This window comes from Paraburkholderia unamae (assembly GCF_003096875.1).
Taxonomy (GTDB): Bacteria; Pseudomonadota; Gammaproteobacteria; order Burkholderiales; family Burkholderiaceae; genus Paraburkholderia; species Paraburkholderia unamae.
Window position 1 is genome coordinate 25683 of sequence record NZ_QEOB01000027.1, and the last position, 19201, is coordinate 44883.

A 19201-nucleotide genomic window follows, 5' to 3' on the forward strand; every position below is an offset into this window, starting at 1 on the left:
GCGCGGCGGCCACGGAACAGGGCTTGCGGGCGATGGCGGGCAATGTGCGTGCGGCAAAAACAGCCGCGCTGAAGACGCGACAAATACCGCAAACGCAGCGACGAACGAAGAACCGCTCGCGCATTGAATTGCGCGGCGTCAACGTTGCAGATGGGGGAGAAACCGGAAGAAAAAAGCGAAAGGTGACGAGCCCGACCCTCGGCACTGGCGGAAAACGGCTGTGGCTGCTTCGTTCCCGACCTGACCAGGTTGACCGCCCCTCCATGCGAGGAGGCCCGTCACGGTGCATTCTAACATCGGTCGCGCCGCATTGCGACTGCTGCGGTGCGAAAAAACGCGTCGGACCGTCTGAAACGCCCGTGGCACACCCGTCGCGCGCCGCACAAAAACCCGAAAGCGCGCCCTCTTGCAACGGCCGGCCTCGCCACCAGATAGCGAGCAGGAACACACGCTGTCACGCGCAACGCTCACGTCAAACCTGTCGCGCCGCAGTCCGAATGCCCCGCCGAATGTGGCCTGCAAGACGGAAACCCTGCTTGCGGCATGAGTACTATCACCGTCGGCAGCGCATAGGGATTTAGGCTACACTGGCGTCGGCATTTGGCTGAGCCGCGCGGTTTGCACCTGTATAGCGAGTCATGCAGGCGTGTCATGCGGGTTCGGTCTGGTCGCTTCGGCGGCCCCGGATGAATTTTCAGTTTTGGTGTATCGTGGCGAGCAATTTAGTCAGCCTCGAATCGAAAGAGGTATTCATACAATGAGCGAACAAATCAAGCATATCAGCGACGCATCGTTCGAACAGGACGTCGTGAAATCCGACAAGCCCGTGCTGCTGGACTTCTGGGCCGAGTGGTGCGGCCCGTGCAAGATGATCGCGCCGATTCTCGATGAAGTCGCGAAGGATTACGGCGATCGTCTTCAGGTCGCGAAGATCAATGTCGACGAGCACCAGTCGACCCCGGTGAAGTTCGGCGTGCGCGGCATCCCCACGCTGATCCTCTTCAAGAACGGCGCCGTCGCGGCGCAAAAGGTCGGCGCGCTCTCGAAGTCGCAGCTCACCGCGTTCCTGGACAGCCACCTGTAACGCCTGACTCTGCCGCTCCGGCTTGCCTCGCGCCAGGCGGAGCACGCAAAGGTGCGTGTTGTCGCACGACAACACGCACGATAAAAACACGCCAAAACTTGCTGTCGGTCTGCACTGACGGTTTCTGGCGTGTGCTATGCTAGAATTCATAAAGCGTCTACCCGGCGCCCTATAAAAGTTCCAAGCTAAGTTTCAAGCAAAGTTTCGTCCTTGAGCGGTTCCGCTCACTTCTTTTCCCCCAGACTTCTTTTCGTCGCACTCCTCCCCGACGGGTTCTCCGTATGCATCTTTCCGAGCTCAAGTCTCTGCACGTGTCTGAATTGATCGAGATGGCCAATGGCCTCGAGATCGAAAATGCGAACCGCCTGCGTAAGCAGGAACTCATGTTCGCGATTCTCAAAAAGCGCGCCAAGACGGGCGAAACGATCTTCGGTGACGGCACGCTCGAAGTGCTCCCCGACGGCTTCGGCTTCCTGCGCTCGCCGGAAACCTCGTATCTCGCCAGCACGGACGATATCTATATCAGCCCGTCGCAGATCCGCCGCTTCAACCTGCACACCGGCGACACGATCGAAGGTGAAGTGCGCACGCCGAAGGACGGCGAACGCTACTTCGCGCTCGTGAAGGTGGACAAGGTCAACGGCCAGCCGCCGGAAGCCTCGAAGCACAAGATCATGTTCGAGAACCTCACGCCGCTGCACCCGAACAAGGTGCTGCTGCTCGAGCGCGAAATGCGCGGTGAGGAGAACGTGACGGGCCGCATCATCGACATGATCGCGCCTATCGGCAAGGGTCAGCGCGGCCTGCTGGTCGCTTCGCCCAAGTCCGGCAAGACCGTGATGCTTCAGCACATCGCGCACGCCATCAAGCAGAACCACCCCGACGTGGTGCTGTTCGTGCTGCTGATCGACGAGCGTCCTGAAGAAGTGACCGAAATGCAGCGTTCGGTGGCAGGCGAAGTGATTGCCTCGACCTTCGACGAACCGGCTGCGCGTCACGTGCAAGTCGCCGAAATGGTGATCGAGAAGGCCAAGCGCCTCGTCGAAATGAAGCACGACGTCGTGATTCTGCTCGACTCGATCACGCGTCTCGCACGCGCCTACAACACCGTTGTGCCCGCATCGGGCAAGGTGCTCACGGGCGGTGTGGATGCCAACGCGCTGCAACGCCCGAAGCGCTTCTTCGGTGCGGCACGTAACATCGAGGAAGGCGGTTCGCTCACCATCATCGGTACGGCGCTGATCGAAACCGGCAGCCGCATGGACGACGTGATCTACGAAGAGTTCAAGGGCACCGGCAACATGGAAGTGCACCTCGAGCGCCGTCTCGCGGAAAAGCGCGTCTACCCGTCGATCAACCTGAACAAGTCGGGCACGCGTCGCGAAGAACTGCTGATCAAGCCGGACATCCTCCAGAAGATCTGGGTGCTGCGCAAGTTCATCCACGACATGGACGAAGTCGAGGCCATGGAATTCCTGCTCGACAAGATCCGTCAAACGAAGAACAACTCCGAGTTCTTCGACATGATGCGCCGCGGCGGCTAAGGCCCTCGCCCGCTTGATGTGAAACAGGACGCCCGCAGATTGCGGGCGTTTTTCTTTTCCGGCACCGGGTTATTGCGCGCCCAAACCTGTACGTGCACGTTCACGTTGAACTATAATCCGCGGCAAGTCTTGTTCGCCTGAACGGCGAAAAAAGAGTTCACGATGCCCAAGGATTCCCCCACGCTGCTCACCGTGCGTGACGCCGCCGAGCGACTCAATGTCACGCCCCGCACGCTCAAGTATTACGAGGAGCGCGGGCTCGTCAGCCCAACGCGTAGCGAAGGCCGTTACCGGCTTTACGACGAGCACGATCTCGAACAGTTTTCGCGCATCCTGCGCTTGCGCGCGCTCGGCTTTTCGCTGCACGGCATCACCGAAATGCTCAAGCGCCCACTCGAACAGGCTGGCGAAGGCCGCCGGCGTTACTCGCAGGAATCGCTCGAGCAGATCGCCGGCGCGCTCGCGCAGCAGATCGAGACGCTCGACACGCGCATTGCGGCTGTGCGCCGCGAGCTAAAGGAAGCACAAACGGTGCGCGCCGAGCTTGCCGACGACCTCGACTATCTGCAACGCCGCCTCGCGGGCGAGCCGTCCGATCAACTGATCGAACAACGCCTCGCCGCCACGCGGCAGCGCAAGGCGGCGACCCAAACGGCGAAGACATCGAAAGCGCCGAAAGCGCTCGAGGCCGAGGCGCACGCCGGCAAAGAGCAGGACGGGACCGACGCCGCATGAACACCGCCCCGACCCGCGAGCCGATCTTCAGCGCGGTGCGCCTGCGTGGAGACTTGTTCCCGTGGGTGCTGGCGGTAGCGACCGGCCTCGACTACTACGACAACGCGATCTTCTCGTTCTTCACGAGCTATATCGCGGGCGGCATCAACGCGTCGCCGGATGAACTCGTCTGGTCGTCCAGCGCCTACGCCGTGTGCGCCGTGCTCGGCATCCTGCAACAGCAGTGGTGGGTGGAGCGCATGGGCTACCGGCGCTACGTGGGCGGCTGCCTGCTGCTCTACTCAGCGGGCGCGATTGCCGCCGCACTATGCGAGTCGTCGATCGAACTCGCCTTCGCGCGCGGCTTCCAGGGCTATTTCATCGGCCCGATGATGGGCACCTGCCGCATCCTCATCCAGATCAGCTTCACGCCGCAGCAACGGCCCGTCGCCACGCGCGCCTTCCTGATTCTCATCGTGCTTTCCAGCGCGCTCGCGCCGCTCGCGGGCGGCCTGCTTCTCGCGCATTTCGACTGGCGCGCCCTGTTCGCGTTTTCCGCGCCCGCGGGCGTGCTCTATGCCGTCCTCGCCCTGTTCGCGCTGCCCGATACGGGCCACGTGCTGCCCGAGGAGCGCGGCGAAGCGCACTTCTGGCCGTACATCATTTTCGCGTGCGCGCAGGGCGCACTCCAGATCGCCATGCAGCAGGTGCGCTTCGAACTCTTCAGCACCTCGCCGGAAATCATCCTGCTCACGCTCGCCGGGCTCGTCTCGCTGGCCTGGTTCGGCTGGCATCAATGGCATCATCCGAAGCCGCTCATGCGCCTGCACGCGTTGCGCGAGAAGCCGTTCCAGGTGGGCCTGCTGCTTTACATGATCTATTACTACCTGAGCACGGCGCTCAGCTACCTGGTCTCGCGTCTGCTCGAGGGCGGGCTGAACTACCCCGTCGAGAACGCCGGCCGCCTCACGGGCGTCACGTCGCTCATCTCGGCCTGCGCGCTCTTTCTCTACTTCCGCTACGCGAAGTTCATCACGCACAAGAAGTGGATCATCGTGCCCGGCTTCGCGCTTTCGGCCTTCATCTCGTTCTGGATGACGCGCCTGACACCGGACGCGAGCAGCGACTGGCTCCTGCTGCCCCTGCTGCTGCGCGGGCTCCTGCTGCTTTTCATCGTGCTGCCGGTCGCCAATCTCACGTTCCGCATCTTCGCGATTGAGGAATTCACGCACGGTTACCGCTTGAAAAACATCGTCCGGCAGTTGACGATATCGTTCGCCACCGCCACGGTTATCATCGTCGAGCAGCACCGGCTCGCGCTGCATCAAACGCGGCTCGCCGAATTCGTGAACCCGTTCAATCCGGTCTTTCAGAATACGTACGCCACGTTGACGCACGCATTCGAGGCCATGGGACGCTCGCCGTCCGAAGCGCACGGACTCGCGCTCGCGCAGGTGAGCCGCATGGTCGCGCAGCAGGCGAGTTTTTTGAGCTCGCTCGACGGGTTCTATTTCCTGATCGGCGTGGCGGTGTGCGGCGGGATCTTCGCCGCGTGGCAAAAGCAGATCGACTGAACGACATCCGAAAACGCACCAGCAGGCCCCCGACGCGATGCTTTCGAAACTCTCCCACTGGTTCGACGCGCGCCGCCGCGACAAGGCGCTGCGCACCTACGCGATCGACGACGCGCTGTGGCAGGCCACGCTCGCCGGCCTGCCGTTCCTCGCGCACCTCGACGCCGCCGACCTCGCGCGCCTGCGCGAACTCACGAGCCTTTTCATCGCGCAAAAGGAATTCTCGACCGCCCACGACCTCGAATTGACCGACCCGATGACCGTGGCGATCGCCGCCCAGGCCTCGTTGCCGGTGCTCAATCTTTCGCTCGACCTCTACAAGGGCTGGGTGGGCGTGGTCGTCTACCCCGGCGAATTCGTGATCCGCAAGACCGTGGAGGACGAAGACGGCGTGGTGCACGAGGTGGAACACGACGCGAGCGGCGAGGCCTGGGAGGGCGGCCCCGTGATCCTCTCGTGGGAAGATGCGCAGATGACCGATGGCAGCGACGCGTACAACGTTGTGATCCACGAATTCGCGCACAAGATCGACATGCTCAACGGCGATGCGGACGGCCATCCGCCCCTTTTTCGCAAATGGCACGCACCGCTCGACGCGCAAGCCTGGGCCGACGTGTTCGACAACGCCTACGACCAGTTCTGCGACAAGGTGGACGCCGTGCCGGAGCGCCGCTGGGCGCGCTTCGAGCGCGACTCGCTGATCGATCCCTATGCAACCGACCACCCGTCGGAGTTCTTCGCCGTGTGCAGCGAGGCCCTGTTCGTCAAGCCGAAGGCGTTCGAGGCCGAATATCCCGAGCTTTACCGGCTGCTCGCGCGCTATTACCGGCAGGACCCCGCGCGTGTGGGGGCGCTGGAAGGACAGCCCGCCTGAAAACACGGCGCGCGGGGCCGTAAATATTCGCCAACCGGCTGATTCTCTGGCATAATCGCGTTTTTTCGACCTTGGGCAAGTGGCTCGCGCGAACGGCTCTTCGGCATGGTGCCGCAGACAGACGTGGGTTGGCTACCGCCAGATTTAAGGAAAGACCATGAAAGAAGGCATTCACCCGAATTACCGCGAAGTCCTGTTCATCGACGTTTCGAACGACTTCAAGTTCGTGACCCGCTCGACCATCCAGACGCGCGAAACCGCCGAGTTCAACGGCAAGACCTACCCGCTCGCCAAGATCGAAGTGTCGTCGGAATCGCATCCGTTCTACACGGGCACGCAAAAGATCATGGACACGGCCGGCCGTGTCGAGAAGTTCAACAAGAAGTTCGGCGCACGCGCCTCGGGCAAGGCAGCGAAGTAATCGCTTCGCCGCACCGGCTTCTGGCCGGTCCCGTACAGAAGTACACGAGAAGGGCAGCGTACGCTGCCCTTTTTTGTTGTCCGCGCGACCCCGTTGCGACCCGCTTTCCGGCAGACGCGCAGCTTTGCCCGAGGCGGGCGCCGTGACGCGCGCGCGCCGGCCCGGCTAGAATGCCGGATTGCGCCGCGGCGTCACTCCGCAGGACTTATCCGTCTCCCCTCGTACTGCATGAAGCCAGCCATTCGACTGACCGCCTCCGCCACCAGCGCCTTGCCGCGCTGGCTGCTGCTGACCATCTGTATCGTCTTCGCGTCGTTTGGCCTCTTTGGCCGCGACCCGTGGAAGAACGAGGATGCGGCGGGCTTCGGCGTGATGTGGACGATGGCGGGCGGCACCTCGCACGACTGGCTGCTGCCCAATCTCGTCGGCAAGTACGTGACCGAGAACGGTCCGCTCGGCTACTGGCTGGGCGCCGCGTGCATCCGCCTGTTCGCGCCCTGGGTCGACGCGAGCAACGCCTCGCGCATCGCCACCGGCGTGCTGTTCTGCCTTGCCTGTGCGTTCGTCTGGTACAGCGCCTACCTGCTCGGCCGCCGCCCCGAGGTGCAGCCGTTCAAGTACGCGTTCGGCGGCGAGCCTGAACCGCGCGACTACGGCCGCACGCTCGCCGACGGCGCCCTGCTCATTCTGCTCGCGTGCTTCGGCCTCGCCGAGCGCGGCCACGAAACCACGCCGCAGCTCATGCAGTTCGTCGGCATCGCGATACTCCTGTACGGCGTCGTGCGCGCCATCGACAAGCCGGTCCAGGGCGCGCTCTGGTGGGGCCTCGCGCTCGGCATCGTGATGCTCGCAAGCGGCCCGGTGCTGGTGGGCGCGCTCCTCGTCGGCACGCTCGCCATGCTCGCGATCGCGCCCGAGACGCGCTCGCGCTGGCTTCTCGTAGCGGGCCTGCCCGTCGCGCTCGTGGTCGCGCTCTCGTGGCCGCTCCTCGCTCTGCACCTCTACCCCGACGACGCCGTCTGGTTCCTCAACCAGTGGGCGCGCACCAACGTCAACGCCTTCGCAGGGCCGCCGGGCGGCGTGCTGCGCTATGCCGCGAAGAACCTGCCGCTCTTCACGTGGCCTGCGTGGCCGCTGGCGATCTGGGCTTTCGTGAGCTGGGCGGGACTGCGCCGCAAACCGCACATCGCGATTCCGCTTTCGGTGATCGTGCCGCTGCTCATCCTCGTGATCGTGCAGAGCCACGAAACAAACCGCCTCTTCATGCTCGTGCTGCCCGCGCTTTCGGTGCTCGCGACCTTCGCGCTGCCCACGCTCAAGCGCGGCGCGATCAATGCGATCGACTGGTTCGCCGTGCTGAGCTTCACGATCCTCGGCACCTTCGTGTGGCTCGTGTGGCTCGCGGGCATGACGGGCTTTCCCGCGCCGCTCGCGCGCAATCTCGCGCGCCTCGCGCCCGGCTTCGTGCCGCAGTTCAAGATTCTCTCGTTTGTCTGCGCGGTAGCCGTGACCGTCTGCTGGATCGTGCTTGCGCAGTGGCGCATCGCGCGCCATCCGAAGGTGCTGTGGCGCAGCGTCGTGCTCTCGAGCGGCGGCACCACGCTCATGTGGGTGCTGCTCATGACGCTCTGGCTGCCGGTCGTGAACTACAGCCGGACCTACAAGGATGTCGCGCAGCAGATCGCCGCGCACCTGCCCGCCGACTATCAATGCATCTCGCCCGTGCGTCTCGGCGACGCGCAGATCGCCACCTTCGCCTACTTCGGCAAGATGCACTTCGCGTTCGACGAGGACTGCGACGTGATCCTGCGCCAGGACACCCAGGACTACGGCGAGCCGAGCGCGATGTCGAACTTCGAATGGAAGCTCGTGTGGGAAGGCCGCCGCGTTGCCGACCGCGACGAACGCTTCCGCCTCTACGTGCGCATCGACCGTCCGAAGACGCCGCTCAAGAAGCCGCACGTCTGGCTCAAGCGCCCCGACTGAGGCCGTGGCAACGACAACCCTCGTCGGCGACGTCCGGCGCATCGCGGCGCTCGCGTGGCCGGTGCTGGTCGGCCAGCTCGCGATCATCGCGTTCGGCGTGATCGACACGGCGATGGTCGGCCGTTATTCGGCGCTCGACCTCGCGGCGCTCGGCCTGGGCTCGTCGATCTACGTTTCGGTCTATATCGCCCTCACCGGCATTCTCAGCGCGCTCCAGCCAGTCGCGGCGCAGCTCTACGGTGCGCAGAAGGACACCGAGATCGGCCTCGAAGTGCGCCAGGCGTTCTGGCTCGCACTCGTGCTGATGGTGGCCGGCTTCGCGATCCTCTACTTTCCCGGCCCGCTGCTCGACCTCGCGCGCGCGCCCGAGGCGCTGCGCGAGCGCACGGTCGGCTATCTGCGGCTGCTGTCGTTCGGCTTGCCCGCCGCCCTCGCCTTTCGCATCTACAGTTCGCTCGCCAACGCCGTGGGACGGCCGCGCCTCGTCATGTTTCTCCAGGTCGGCGCGCTCGTGCTCAAGGTGCCGCTCAACACATGGCTCATTTTCGGCGGCCTGGGCGTGCCCGCGTTGGGCGGTCCGGGCTGCGCGCTCGCGAGCACGTCGATCAACTGGGCGCTCGCGCTATGCGCCGCCATCGCGCTCACGCGCGTGGACGTGTTCGCGCCGTTCGAAATCTTCAAGCACTTCTGCTGGCCCGAGTGGAAACGCCAGGCCGAACTGCTCAAGCTCGGCATTCCGATGGGGCTCTCGTACCTCATCGAGGTCACCTCGTACACGTTCATGGCGATCTTCATCGCGCGTCTGGGCACGACGACGCTCGCGGGGCACCAGATCGCCGGCAACGTCGGCGCGGTGCTCTACATGACGCCGCTTTCGATCGGCGTGGCGACCTCGACGCTCGTCGCCCAGGCGCTGGGCGGCGGCCGCCACGACGAAGCGCGCACGCTCGCCCGTCACGGCGTGGCGACGGCCGTGGCGATCGCCTGCTGCTACGGCGTGATCGTGTACATGCTGCGCCCGCTCATCATCGGTGGCTATACGCCCGACCCCGCCGTCGCGGTCGCTGCCATGCCGCTCGTGGCCATCGTCACGCTGTATCACGTGTTCGACGCCTTGCAGATCACCTCGGCCTTCGCGCTGCGCGCCTACAAGGTCGCGGTCGTGCCAACCCTCATCTATGCCGTCGCCTTGTGGGGCGTGGGTCTTGGCGGCGGTTATGCGCTGGGCTTCGACGTGAGCGGCACCGTGCCGGCCTGGGCCACGGGCGCACGCGGTTTCTGGATCGCCAATCTGGCCAGCCTTGCGATTGCCGGTGCGGGACTGCTGGTCTATCTCTCGCGCGTGAGTACGCGGTATTTGCGGACGGGCGCGTAGCGCAGGCAGCGTGACCGCCTGATGGCCCGGGTTCTCGCGTACCACACCCCGCTCTGTCGATGGTTGTTAACAGGTTAGGCGGTTAGTTGCGAATATGGCTCGCTCCGATCTTCGCCTTTCGCGCCGCCTCCACCGTTTGCGCCGCGTGATACGACGAACGCACGAGCGGCCCCGCGACCACCTCGCCAAACCCCGCCGCTCGCAACGCGTCGAATTCGTCGGGATGCACGTAGCGCTTGACCGTCAGATGAAAGCGCGACGGCGCGAGATACTGGCCGATCGTCAGCACTTCCACGCCGTGCTCGCGCAGGTCCTGCATCGTCGCGAGCAACGCCTCGTCGGTTGCGCCCAGCCCCACCATCAGCCCCGACTTCGTCACGAGCGCGCCATGGGCGGCTCATGAGCGGCCGCGCGCGCAGCCAGGGCGGCTTCGGCAAGACCGCCCCGCTCCCGGCGGGCGGCACGATCTTCACCGGAATGCGCGCGAGTTTCTCGCGACTGCGCAGGCCTTGCTGCCCGAGCGCCGTGCTCGACGAATGAGGCGTATCGGAAGTGGCGGCCGTCATGCTCAGCCTCCCTCGTCGAAGAAAGCCTTAAGCAGGCGATTGACCTCCTGCGCGGCCTCCATCTGCACCATATGCCCCTTGCCCGCGATCACCGCCACTCGCACCTGCGGAGGCAAGCCCTGCGCGTGGTGCACCGGAATGATCTGGTCGATCTCGCCCCAGACCACGAGCGCGCGCGGCGCGAGCGTAGCGAGGCGCTCGCGGAACACGCGCCGCTGCGCGCCGCCCTCGAACGCCTGCTCCGCGATCTTGCCAAGCGCCGCCTGCACGCCTTCGAGCCGCTTGTACTTCACGAGGTCCTCAACAAGCTGACGCGTGACGAGCGCGGGATCGGCGAACAGCTTCGTCACGTGCGGCTTGAGCGCGTTGCGATTGGCCGCCGATACGAAGCCCTCGATATACGCGCCGTCAATCTGGCTGCCGAGGCCCGCGCTCGAAATCAGCGAGAGCGAGGCCACACGTGCGGGCGCCTGTTCCGCCACGGCCATCGCGACCGCGCCGCCGAGCGAATGCCCGACCAGATGCGCCGTGGCAATTTTCTGCGCATCGAGAAACGCGATCACGCTTTGCGCAAGCTCGTCGAGGCTGCCGCTTTCCACGGCCTTGCCCGATTCGCCGTGACCCGGCAGATCGAGCGCCCAGACCGTGCGCTCCGCCGCCAGATCGGCATGGTTGAAAAGCCAGTTGTTGAGGTCGCCGCCAAAGCCGTGGATCAGCACCACCGGCACGCCCTCGCCTTCTCCGAGCTTCAGATAGCGCATCGTGCGCCCGCCGATCTGCGACTTCTCGGGCTGCGGACCCGCGTCGGCGTCGCCCGCCTGGGCGGGCACGAAATCGCGCTGAAATTCGGCCACGGCGGCGTCGATGTCCGCATCGGCGGCTTCTGCGTCGGCCACCACGCCCAGCAGCGCGCCCACGGGCAGCGTGTCGCCCTCCTGCGCGATCTGCCGCCGCAGCACGCCCTCGAACGCGCACTCCACGCGCGACGCGATCTTGTCGGACTCGACGTCGAGCAACTCGTCGCCCTTCGTGACCTGCTCGCCTAGCGACTTGAGCCAGCCGTTCACCTGGCCCTGCTCCATCGACAAGCCCCACTTGGGCATCGTGATCATGTGAATCGGCATGACTTCAGCTCCTTGCTGCACGCACCGCTTCGGCGATCTGGTCCGCCGAGGGGATGTAGAGGTCTTCGAGCGAGGCCGCGAACGGCACCGGCGTGTGCGGCGCGGTGACCATGCCCACGGGCGCCTTCAGGCTTTTGAACGCTTTCTGGCCGACCAGCGCCGCGATGTCCGTCGCCATCGAGCAGCGCGGATTCGCCTCGTCCACGACAACGACGCGGCCCGTGCGGCGCGCGCTTTCGAGGATCGTCTCCTCGTCGAGCGGCGAGGTCGTGCGCAGGTCGATCACATCGGCTTCGATGCCGTCTTTCGCCAGCTTCTGGGCGGCGTCGAGCGCGTAATGGACCATGCGCCCGTAGGTGACGATCGTGACATCGTCGCCGTCGCGCACGATGTTGGCTTCGCCGAACGGAATCGAATAGGATTCCTCCGGAACATCGCCCTCCATGGTGTAGAGCAACTTGTGCTCGCAGAAGATCACAGGGTCGTTGTCGCGAATCGCCTCGATCATGAGGCCCTTGGCGTCGTAAGGCGTGGCCGGGCACACGACCTTGAGCCCCGGAATATGCGTAAAGAGCGAAGTGAGCATCTGCGAGTGCTGCGCCGCCGCGCGCAGGCCCGCGCCATACATCGTGCGGATCACGACCGGCGTGACCGCCTTGCCGCCGAACATATAGCGGAACTTCGCGGCCTGGTTGAAGATCTGGTCGAAGCACACGCCCATGAAGTCGATGAACATCAGTTCCGCCACCGGCCGCAGACCGCAGGCCGCCGCGCCCACGGCGGTACCGATGAAGCCGCCTTCCGAGAGCGGCGTATCGAGCACGCGCCCCGGAAACTTGCCGTACAAGCCCTTCGTCACGCCGAGCACGCCGCCCCATGCGTCCTGCTCGCCGGGCGCGCCCGCGCCGCCCGCGTTGTCCTCGCCCATGACGATCACGCTCTCGTCGCGCCCCATCTCCTGTGCCAGCGCCTCGTTGATGGCCTGTGAATAGGTGATTTTCCGTGCCATTTTCGTCTCCTTGATCGGGAATCCTGTTGACCTGAGTGCGTCGCGCTCAGGGATACGACACGTACACGTCGGTGAGCAGCGCCTCGGCCGGCGGCAGCGGTGCGGCCTTGGCCTGCGCCACCGCGTCGTCGATCAGTTGCTTCACTTCGGCGTCCACCTTGCGCAGATCGTCGGCGCTTGCCAGTTCGGCGCGCACCACGCGCTCCTCGAAGCGCTTGAGGCAATCCTTTTCCTCGCGCAACTTCTGCACTTCGCCGGGCGCGCGATACGTCTGCGCATCGCCCTCGAAGTGGCCGAAATAGCGCGAGAGTTTCATTTCCACGAGCGTCGGGCCACCGCCGTTGCGCGCCCGCGCAATGGCTTCACCCAAGGCCTCGTACACGGCGAAGAAGTCGAAGCCGTCGACGATCACGCCCGGCATGCCGAAGCCGTTCGCGCGGTCCGCGATGTTGTCGGCCGCAACCGACCACGTGGACGACGTCGCCTCGGCATAGCCGTTGTTCTCCGCGACGAAGATCACCGGCAGGCGCCACACCGAAGCCAGATTCATCGACTCGAAGATGACGCCCTGATTCGACGCGCCGTCGCCGAAAAAGCACACGCCCACGCCGCCCGTCTTCTTCTGCCTGGCGGCAAGCGCCGCGCCGCAGGTGAGCGGGCCGCCCGCGCCCACGATGCCGTTCGCACCGAGCATGCCCTTCGAAAGATCGGCGATATGCATCGAGCCGCCCTTGCCGCGGCACGAGCCCGTGGCCCGGCCGTAGATCTCGGCCATCATCTCGTGCACGTCCACGCCCTTCGCAATGCAATGGCCGTGGCCACGGTGCGTGGTTGCAACGTAGTCCGAATCGTTCAGATGGCTCATCGTGCCGACCGCCGACGCCTCCTCACCCGCGTACAGGTGCACGAACCCCGGGATATCGCCGGTCGCGAACTCGACGTGCAAGCGCTCCTCGAATTCACGGATCGTGCGCATCGAGCGATACGCCTTGAGCAACTGCTCCCTGTTCAATTGCGTGTTGACTGACATGGTTGTCTCCTTGTCCTGTGTGTACGACGCTGGATATGCCTGCCGGAAATGCATCTGCTCCTAGTGAAAAGTGAAGCCGCCGTCGACGTTCACCGACTGGCCGGTGACGTTGTCCATCGTCGCGAAGAACAAGGCGAGCCGCCCCATGTCTTCCGGCGTTTGCGCGCGGCCCTGCGGAATAAGCGTGAGTTGATGACGCTGCCACGATTGCTCGACGCTTTCGCCTTCGTTCTTCCATTCGTCCGAAAGCCGGTCCCACATATAGGTGCGCACGATGCCCGGGCAAATCGCGTTCACGGTGATGCCTTCGCGCGCCACTTCCTTGGCGAGCGCGTTGGTGAAGCCGACCACCGCGAACTTCGAGGCGCTGTAATGCGCGAGATTCGGAAAGCCCTCCTTGCCCGCAATCGACGCGACGTTGATGATGCGCCCGTGCTTTTGCATGCGCAGATGCGGCAACGCCGCCTTGCAGCCGAGGAACACCCCCTTCGCGTTCACGCCCATCACGAAGTCCCAGTCCCGCTCGGTGAGTTCGGAGACCGGATGAATCGAGATCACGCCCGCGCAATTCACGAGGATGTCGAAGCCGCCGAGTTCGGAGAGCGCCTGCGACACCATCCCTTCGAGCTGGGCGGCCTGTGTGACATCGACCTTGCAGATGGCTGCGCGACGGCCAAGGGCGCGCACTTCTTCGGCCGTGGCGGCGAGCGGCTCTTCGAGCAGATCGGCGAGCAGCACGTCGGCTCCGGCCTGCGCGAGCGTGAGCGCAATGCCGCGGCCGATGCCGCGCGCGCCGCCGGTCACGATCGCGACCTGGCCTTTCAGGGGTGCGTCCATTCGGGTGTCTCCTTGTGGTGATACGGGTCGAGGATGCAGAGGAAGGCGCTAGACACGCGCCGCGGCTTCGCGCAACAACTGATGCGACGCCGCGTAACGCAGCGTGCGCGCGACATCCACGGTCAGCGGGCCGCGCCAGTCGAGCGTCACTTCGTAGCGGTCGCCGCGCGCGGGTTCGATCTCGCGTTCGCCGTCGAATGCGAGCGTGCCGTGACCGGCTTCGAGCGGCAGCGCGACGCCGACTTCGAGGCGCTGGCACGTGCGCATCGTCAGGCGTTCGATGCGGCCCGGCGCGATCGGTGCGAGCAACGGCACGCCCGCGCCCTCCGCGTCGCCGGCCTCCGCGAAAGTCATATGCAAGCCATGCGACGCGTCGCGCGCAACCGGCGCCCAGGCGCCGCCGATCGACGAGAGGCCGATACCGTCGGGCGGCGCGAAGGTGAGAAAAATTGCTTCGATATCCGAACTGTCTGAAATGGCGCGTGCGCCGATGAAGGGCTGGCGCGCAACGCAGATGTCGACTAACGCGATTTCCTCGCGCCCGCGCGACGGTCCCTCCACGCAACGCGCCACGAGCCGCTTGTTGCGCACGAGCGCCGCCTCGGCGGGCACGGCGCCGGTCGCGACGAGCGCGCCCGCGAGCCCCGCCACGGTGGCTTCGCGCAGTTCGGGAAACGCATTGTTGGTGCCGGTGGAGAGCGCGAGCAGCGGCGTCGCGCCGCAATGCGCCGCCACCGCGCGGTGCGTGCCGTCGCCGCCCAGCACCGCGATGAGCGCGACTTCCTCGCGCATCATGTGGGCGACACCGGCATGCGTATCGGCAACGCTTCCGCTCATGGGCAAATCGGCGAATTCGACTTCGGGCCAGGGTTCGCGCGCACCGATGGCCGCGTGAGTTTCGATGGCGCGCAGCAGCAAGGCGGCCACGCCGGTCTTGTCGCGCAGCGTGAGCACGCGCGAAACGCCGAGCGCGCCGAGGCCCGCGAGCAGGCGCACGACCATGTTCGCTTTCTCGGCGGTGGGAAAGACAGAGGCATGCGAGGTGAGGCGGCGGATGTCGCGACCCGACGCGGGGTTCGCGATCACGCCTACGGTCACGGGCGTCGTCACGGGTTGTGTCTCCTGGTCCGCACGGCCGCGGGGGTCCGCACGAACTCGTCTGGATGGCGGCGCGCCTTGGCGTGCACCGCTCTTGCCCGCAGTATCTGCAAGCGTCATGCCACTAACGCCCGCTAAACCGCTTGCCGACGCTCAAGCCCGCCTGGCGGGCTTGAGCGGTCCGCGCACCGTGTCCGGCCGTCGCCCCGTTTAATGCGCCCGGCGTCTCAACAACCGTCTCGCGCACGCGCGGCGCGTCGCAAAGTCCGTCCGCGCGAGCGGCGCAAGCGCGCCGCGGCCCCGTGCAGCCTGCCTGAGCGGCCGAGTCTGGCGCTTACGCAGGTGAGACGCCGCGCGCTGAGACGATCGTCTCAGGCGTCTCGCTTGCTGCGGTGCGGTGTGATCGCGCGCAAAGGATGTGCTAAAAAAGACTCCCGCCGAACGTTTTCCGGTCCGACGTTTCACCGTCCGCAGCCGTCTGGAACCGCTCATGCCCTACGCTCTTGCGTCTACCCGGCACGCCGAACGCGTGCGCGGCGCCGTGGAAGGCCGGCTCCCCGCGCCGTCCGACTCGCCGCGCCTCGTCTCGTCATGGCAGCGCTCGTTCGAGCGCTATCAGCTCGATCCCGGCTCCGTGATCGGGCCGCGCGTGCTGAGCGCGGCCGAGCTGCGTGAAATCCGCGATCGCGAGGAGTCCTTCCTGCGCGCCTCGGGCCAATGCCTCTCGCGCCTGCACGACATGGTGCGCGAGGCCGACTACTGCGTGATGCTCACCGACGGGCACGGCGTGACCATCGACTACCGCATCGACCGCGAGCGCCGCAACGACTTCAAGCACGCGGGGCTCTATATCGGCTCGTGCTGGTCGGAGAGCGAGGAAGGCACCTGCGGCATCGCGAACGTGCTCACCGATCTCGCGCCCATCACGGTTCACAAGACCGATCATTTCCGCGCCGCCTTCACCTCGCTCACGTGCAGCGCCGCGCCGATCTTCGCGCCGGGCGGCGAGCTGATCGGCGTGCTCGATGCCTCGGCCGTGCAGTCGCCCGACAATCGCGAGAGCCAGCGCATCGTCAACCAGCTCGTGCGCCAGAGCGCGACGCTGATCGAGGACGGCTATTTCCTGCACCGTCTCGCAAGCTGCTGGATTCTCTTCGGTCACCAGAACCGCAATTACGTGGAGGCGCAGCCCGAACTGCTGATCGCCTTCGACGAGAACGGCAACGTGATCGCCGCGAACCGGCGCGCGCGTGAATGCATCGCGGGGCTCGAAGGCCCGCGTCACATCGACGAGATTTTCGATTCGTCGCACGTGCAATTGCGCGACATCGGGCGCATCGAAGCCATCGCCGCGCTGCGGCTGCGCTCGAACGGCTCGATGCTCTACGCGCGCATACGCGCGCCGCTCGGGCGCGGCGCAGGCACGGCGGCGCATGGCGCGATGCCGCTGCGGCGCGAAAACCCCGCCGCTGAGCGGGAATACGACCGTAGCGCGCTCGGCCCCTTCCTGCGCAGCGCCGACGCGCGCGTGGCCGAAAACGCGCGCATCGCCCAGCGTGTGGCGGGCAAACGCCTGCCGATCCTGCTGCTCGGCGAAACGGGCGCGGGCAAGGAAGTCTTCGCACGCGCGATTCACGACGCGAGCGCGCGCCGCAACCGGCCGTTCATCGCCGTCAATTGCGGGGCGCTGCCCGAATCGCTGATCGAGAGCGAGCTGTTCGGCTACGCACCGGGCGCGTTCACGGGCGCGCGCCGCCACGGCGCGCGCGGCAAGATCGCCATGGCCGACGGCGGGACGCTCTTTCTCGACGAGATCGGCGACATGCCGCTCGCGCTCCAGACGCGCCTGCTGCGCGTGCTCGCCGAGGGCGAAGTGCTGCCGCTTGGCAGCGAAGCGCCGGTGCGCGTCGATATCGACGTGATCTGCGCGACGCACCGCGACCTCGCACTCATGGCGAGCGCGGGCGCGTTCCGCGAGGATCTCTACTACCGCCTGAGCGGCGCGGTGCTCACCCTGCCGCCGCTGCGCGAGCGCCGCGATATCGCAACGCTCATCGACACCGTGTTCGCCGAAGAAGCGCAGGCCGCCGCGCGCCCGCTCGCGCTCGACGCCACGCTCGCGGCTCGGCTCGCCGCCTTCGCGTGGCCCGGCAATCTGCGCCAGTTGCGCAACGCGATGCGCTACGCATGCGCCGTATGCGACACCGTGCTGGTCGAGGCGCGCCATCTGAGCGCGGATCTAGCGGCGCGCCTGCCCATGCCGGACGCTCGCGCGTGCGCGGCGTCGGCCCCGCCGCCAGCCATGTCCGCCGCCCATTCCACGCCGCTCATGCCTCTCGCCCCGCTCACGCCCGCCGACGAGCGCGAGCGCATCGTCGCGGCGCTCACAGCGCACCGCTGGCGCCCCAACGCCGCTGCGCAGGCGCTCGGCATCTCGCGCGCGACGCTGTACCGGCGCATCGCGAAGCTCGGCATCGTCGGGCCACACCGCGCCTGAGCCGCATGGCAGACACGGCGCCTGCACCACACAGGCGCGTGCGGTGTCGTTGTTCGCGCTTCGAAAATGCGTGTATTGCCTGTGGCTTCGCGTCGCGAAATTGCACAGAAGTATTAAATATTGTGCGGCGTGATTTACTTGCCACACATCGACCGGTATAAATCGAGCGCCCCCGATCCACGGATACGCCAACTGTCCTATTCTTGTACCGCAGCACCTGGGGCCCGTTCACGCTAATAACAGGCCCTGGACCGGATGCGTCTTCCGTTCCCGGCTAACTGAATCTGAATCGCCCTCAATGGAGTGATCGTCATGCTCAAGAAGCTGCTCATGCTGTTCCTCGCATTCGGTCTGTCGCTGTCCGCCGTGCTTGCCGCGGCCGTGGAAGTCAATACCGCCGACGAAACCGCGCTCGAATCCGTCAAGGGCATCGGCCCCGTGCACGCCAAGGCGATCATCGACGAACGCACGAAAAACGGCCCGTTCAAGGACGCCGACGACCTCGTGAACCGCGTCAAGGGCATTGGCCCGAAGTCGGTGCAGAATCTGGAGACGGCGGGCCTCACGATCAACGGCTCGGCAGCGCCGCCAGCAGGCAAGCCGGCCGCCTCGAAGAGCAGCAAGAGCGCCCCAACGGCGGCAACCGCAGCAACGACGGGGGCAACGGCAGGCGCGGCGCCGGCCGCCACGACGCCGAACCCGATGACGGCGCAGACGCCGGCGGCCACGACTACCGCATCGGACGCCACGGCGGCAAAATCGAAACACAAGAGCAAGAAGGACAAGACGGCTGCGGCCGCCAGCGCGCCTGAAGCGGGTTCGGCCGCCGCGGCGCCGGCCACGGCCTCGGACAGCAAGGCGAAAAAGCCGAAGAAGTCGAAAAAGAGCAAGGCGGCGTCGGACGCCGCCGCTTCCGGCGCGTAACGCGCGCCGGCACCTGACCTGCGGCTCGGCCTTTGCGCGCGCCGTCCGACTTACCGGCCGCGTCCCCCGACGCGGCCATCATTCAGAGAGATCGTCATGAGTCTGCTAGATACCCTCGGTTCCCTGCTCGGTTCGCAATCGCAACAGCAAGGCGGCGGCCAGGCGCAGCTTCTCGCCGCGGCCATGGAGTTCGTCAACAACCAGCCCGGCGGCCTGAGCGGCCTCATCCAGAAGTTCCAGCAAGGCGGCCTCGGTGACGTCGTGCAGTCGTGGGTCGGCAATGGCGAGAACCAGCCCGTCTCCGCCGATCAGATCCACAGCGTGCTCGGCTCGGACGCCGTTGCAGGCCTCGCGCAGAAGGTCGGCCTGCAACCCGACCAGGTGGGCGGCCTGCTCGCCCAGGTGCTGCCGCACGTGGTCAATGCCGGCACGCCCAATGGCGAAGTGCCCGCAGGCGGCCAGATCAACGCGGAAAGCGTGCTCGGCACGCTCGGCGGCCTCGCGTCGCTGTTCGGCGGCGGCAACAAGCAGGCCTGAGCGACGC

General features: G+C 66.0%; 17 protein-coding genes, 1 other RNA gene and 1 pseudogene. 12 read left to right on the forward strand and 7 right to left on the reverse strand.

Annotated elements, in window-relative coordinates:
• Nucleotides 1-181: 181 nt before the first annotated feature.
• An RNA gene (gene ffs / locus C7402_RS38075) (signal recognition particle sRNA small type) lies at nt 182-280 on the reverse strand.
• 477 nt (nt 281-757) lie between these two features.
• Between ffs and trxA the strand changes: the two genes are divergently transcribed.
• The 8 genes from trxA to C7402_RS38115 all read left to right on the forward strand — a co-directional run bounded on the left by trxA (nt 758) and on the right by C7402_RS38115 (nt 9572).
• Nucleotides 758-1084 (forward strand): thioredoxin TrxA, encoded by a 327-nt coding sequence (trxA, locus tag C7402_RS38080; protein WP_027818380.1) that lies wholly within the window; start codon nt 758-760, stop codon nt 1082-1084.
• Nucleotides 1085-1365: 281 nt separating this feature from the next.
• Nucleotides 1366-2628: a transcription termination factor Rho gene (gene rho, locus C7402_RS38085; protein WP_027818379.1), complete on the forward strand. Its 1263-nt coding sequence runs from the start codon at nt 1366-1368 to the stop codon at nt 2626-2628.
• Between the two features lie 162 nt (nt 2629-2790).
• Nucleotides 2791-3363, forward strand: a complete 573-nt coding sequence (locus C7402_RS38090) for a MerR family transcriptional regulator (RefSeq protein ID WP_116614215.1) — start codon at nt 2791-2793, stop codon at nt 3361-3363.
• Nucleotides 3360-4916 carry an MFS transporter gene (locus tag C7402_RS38095; RefSeq protein WP_116614216.1) on the forward strand — a complete coding sequence of 519 codons (1557 nt, stop codon included), beginning with the start codon at nt 3360-3362 and terminating at the stop codon, nt 4914-4916. The genes C7402_RS38090 and C7402_RS38095 overlap by 4 nt, the downstream gene beginning before the upstream one ends.
• Before the next feature lie 37 nt (nt 4917-4953).
• The gene (locus tag C7402_RS38100) at nt 4954-5790 is read left to right on the forward strand and encodes a M90 family metallopeptidase (protein ID WP_116614217.1); all 837 of its coding nucleotides are present in this window, start codon (nt 4954-4956) and stop codon (nt 5788-5790) included.
• 157 nt (nt 5791-5947) lie between these two features.
• Nucleotides 5948-6211: a type B 50S ribosomal protein L31 gene (locus C7402_RS38105; protein WP_112176971.1), complete on the forward strand. Its 264-nt coding sequence runs from the start codon at nt 5948-5950 to the stop codon at nt 6209-6211.
• A 228-nt stretch (nt 6212-6439) separates the two neighbouring features.
• Nucleotides 6440-8197 (forward strand): ArnT family glycosyltransferase, encoded by a 1758-nt coding sequence (locus C7402_RS38110; protein WP_116614218.1) that lies wholly within the window; start codon nt 6440-6442, stop codon nt 8195-8197.
• Between the two features lie 4 nt (nt 8198-8201).
• The gene (locus tag C7402_RS38115) at nt 8202-9572 is read left to right on the forward strand and encodes an MATE family efflux transporter (RefSeq protein ID WP_116614219.1); all 1371 of its coding nucleotides are present in this window, start codon (nt 8202-8204) and stop codon (nt 9570-9572) included.
• An 82-nt stretch (nt 9573-9654) separates the two neighbouring features.
• On the opposite strand, the pseudogene C7402_RS48375 reads toward C7402_RS38115, so the two are convergent.
• Nucleotides 9655-9966, reverse strand: a pseudogene (locus C7402_RS48375) (hypothetical protein); the annotation flags it as partial.
• 5 nt (nt 9967-9971) lie between these two features.
• Here C7402_RS48375 and C7402_RS48380 point away from each other — a divergent pair.
• Nucleotides 9972-10112, forward strand: coding sequence for a hypothetical protein (locus C7402_RS48380; RefSeq protein WP_372460582.1), 141 nt, complete (start codon nt 9972-9974; stop codon nt 10110-10112).
• Between the two features lie 28 nt (nt 10113-10140).
• On the opposite strand, the gene C7402_RS38125 is transcribed toward C7402_RS48380, so the two are convergent.
• The 5 genes from C7402_RS38125 to C7402_RS38145 are packed head-to-tail and all read right to left on the reverse strand — an operon-like array spanning nt 10141 to nt 15248.
• Nucleotides 10141-11262, reverse strand: a complete 1122-nt coding sequence (locus C7402_RS38125) for an acetoin dehydrogenase dihydrolipoyllysine-residue acetyltransferase subunit (protein WP_116614220.1) — start codon at nt 11260-11262, stop codon at nt 10141-10143.
• Between the two features lie 4 nt (nt 11263-11266).
• Nucleotides 11267-12271: an alpha-ketoacid dehydrogenase subunit beta gene (locus C7402_RS38130; RefSeq protein ID WP_116614221.1), complete on the reverse strand. Its 1005-nt coding sequence runs from the start codon at nt 12269-12271 to the stop codon at nt 11267-11269.
• A gap of 46 nt (nt 12272-12317) precedes the next feature.
• The gene (locus C7402_RS38135; RefSeq protein WP_116614222.1) at nt 12318-13301 is read right to left on the reverse strand and encodes a thiamine pyrophosphate-dependent dehydrogenase E1 component subunit alpha; all 984 of its coding nucleotides are present in this window, start codon (nt 13299-13301) and stop codon (nt 12318-12320) included.
• Nucleotides 13302-13361: 60 nt separating this feature from the next.
• Complete coding sequence (locus C7402_RS38140; protein WP_116614223.1) at nt 13362-14138, reverse strand: SDR family NAD(P)-dependent oxidoreductase; 777 nt, start codon at nt 14136-14138, stop codon at nt 13362-13364.
• Nucleotides 14139-14186: 48 nt separating this feature from the next.
• Nucleotides 14187-15248, reverse strand: coding sequence for an ATP-NAD kinase family protein (locus C7402_RS38145; RefSeq protein ID WP_116614224.1), 1062 nt, complete (start codon nt 15246-15248; stop codon nt 14187-14189).
• A gap of 478 nt (nt 15249-15726) precedes the next feature.
• Here C7402_RS38145 and C7402_RS38150 point away from each other — a divergent pair, with 478 nt between their 5' ends.
• The 3 genes from C7402_RS38150 (at nt 15727) to C7402_RS38160 (ending at nt 19194) form a co-directional block, all read left to right on the forward strand.
• Nucleotides 15727-17733 (forward strand): sigma-54-dependent Fis family transcriptional regulator, encoded by a 2007-nt coding sequence (locus C7402_RS38150; RefSeq protein WP_116614225.1) that lies wholly within the window; start codon nt 15727-15729, stop codon nt 17731-17733.
• A gap of 312 nt (nt 17734-18045) precedes the next feature.
• Nucleotides 18046-18657: a ComEA family DNA-binding protein gene (locus C7402_RS38155; RefSeq protein ID WP_112176962.1), complete on the forward strand. Its 612-nt coding sequence runs from the start codon at nt 18046-18048 to the stop codon at nt 18655-18657.
• An 18-nt stretch (nt 18658-18675) separates the two neighbouring features.
• The gene (locus C7402_RS38160; protein WP_482811995.1) at nt 18676-19194 is read left to right on the forward strand and encodes a YidB family protein; all 519 of its coding nucleotides are present in this window, start codon (nt 18676-18678) and stop codon (nt 19192-19194) included.
• Nucleotides 19195-19201 lie beyond the last annotated feature (7 nt).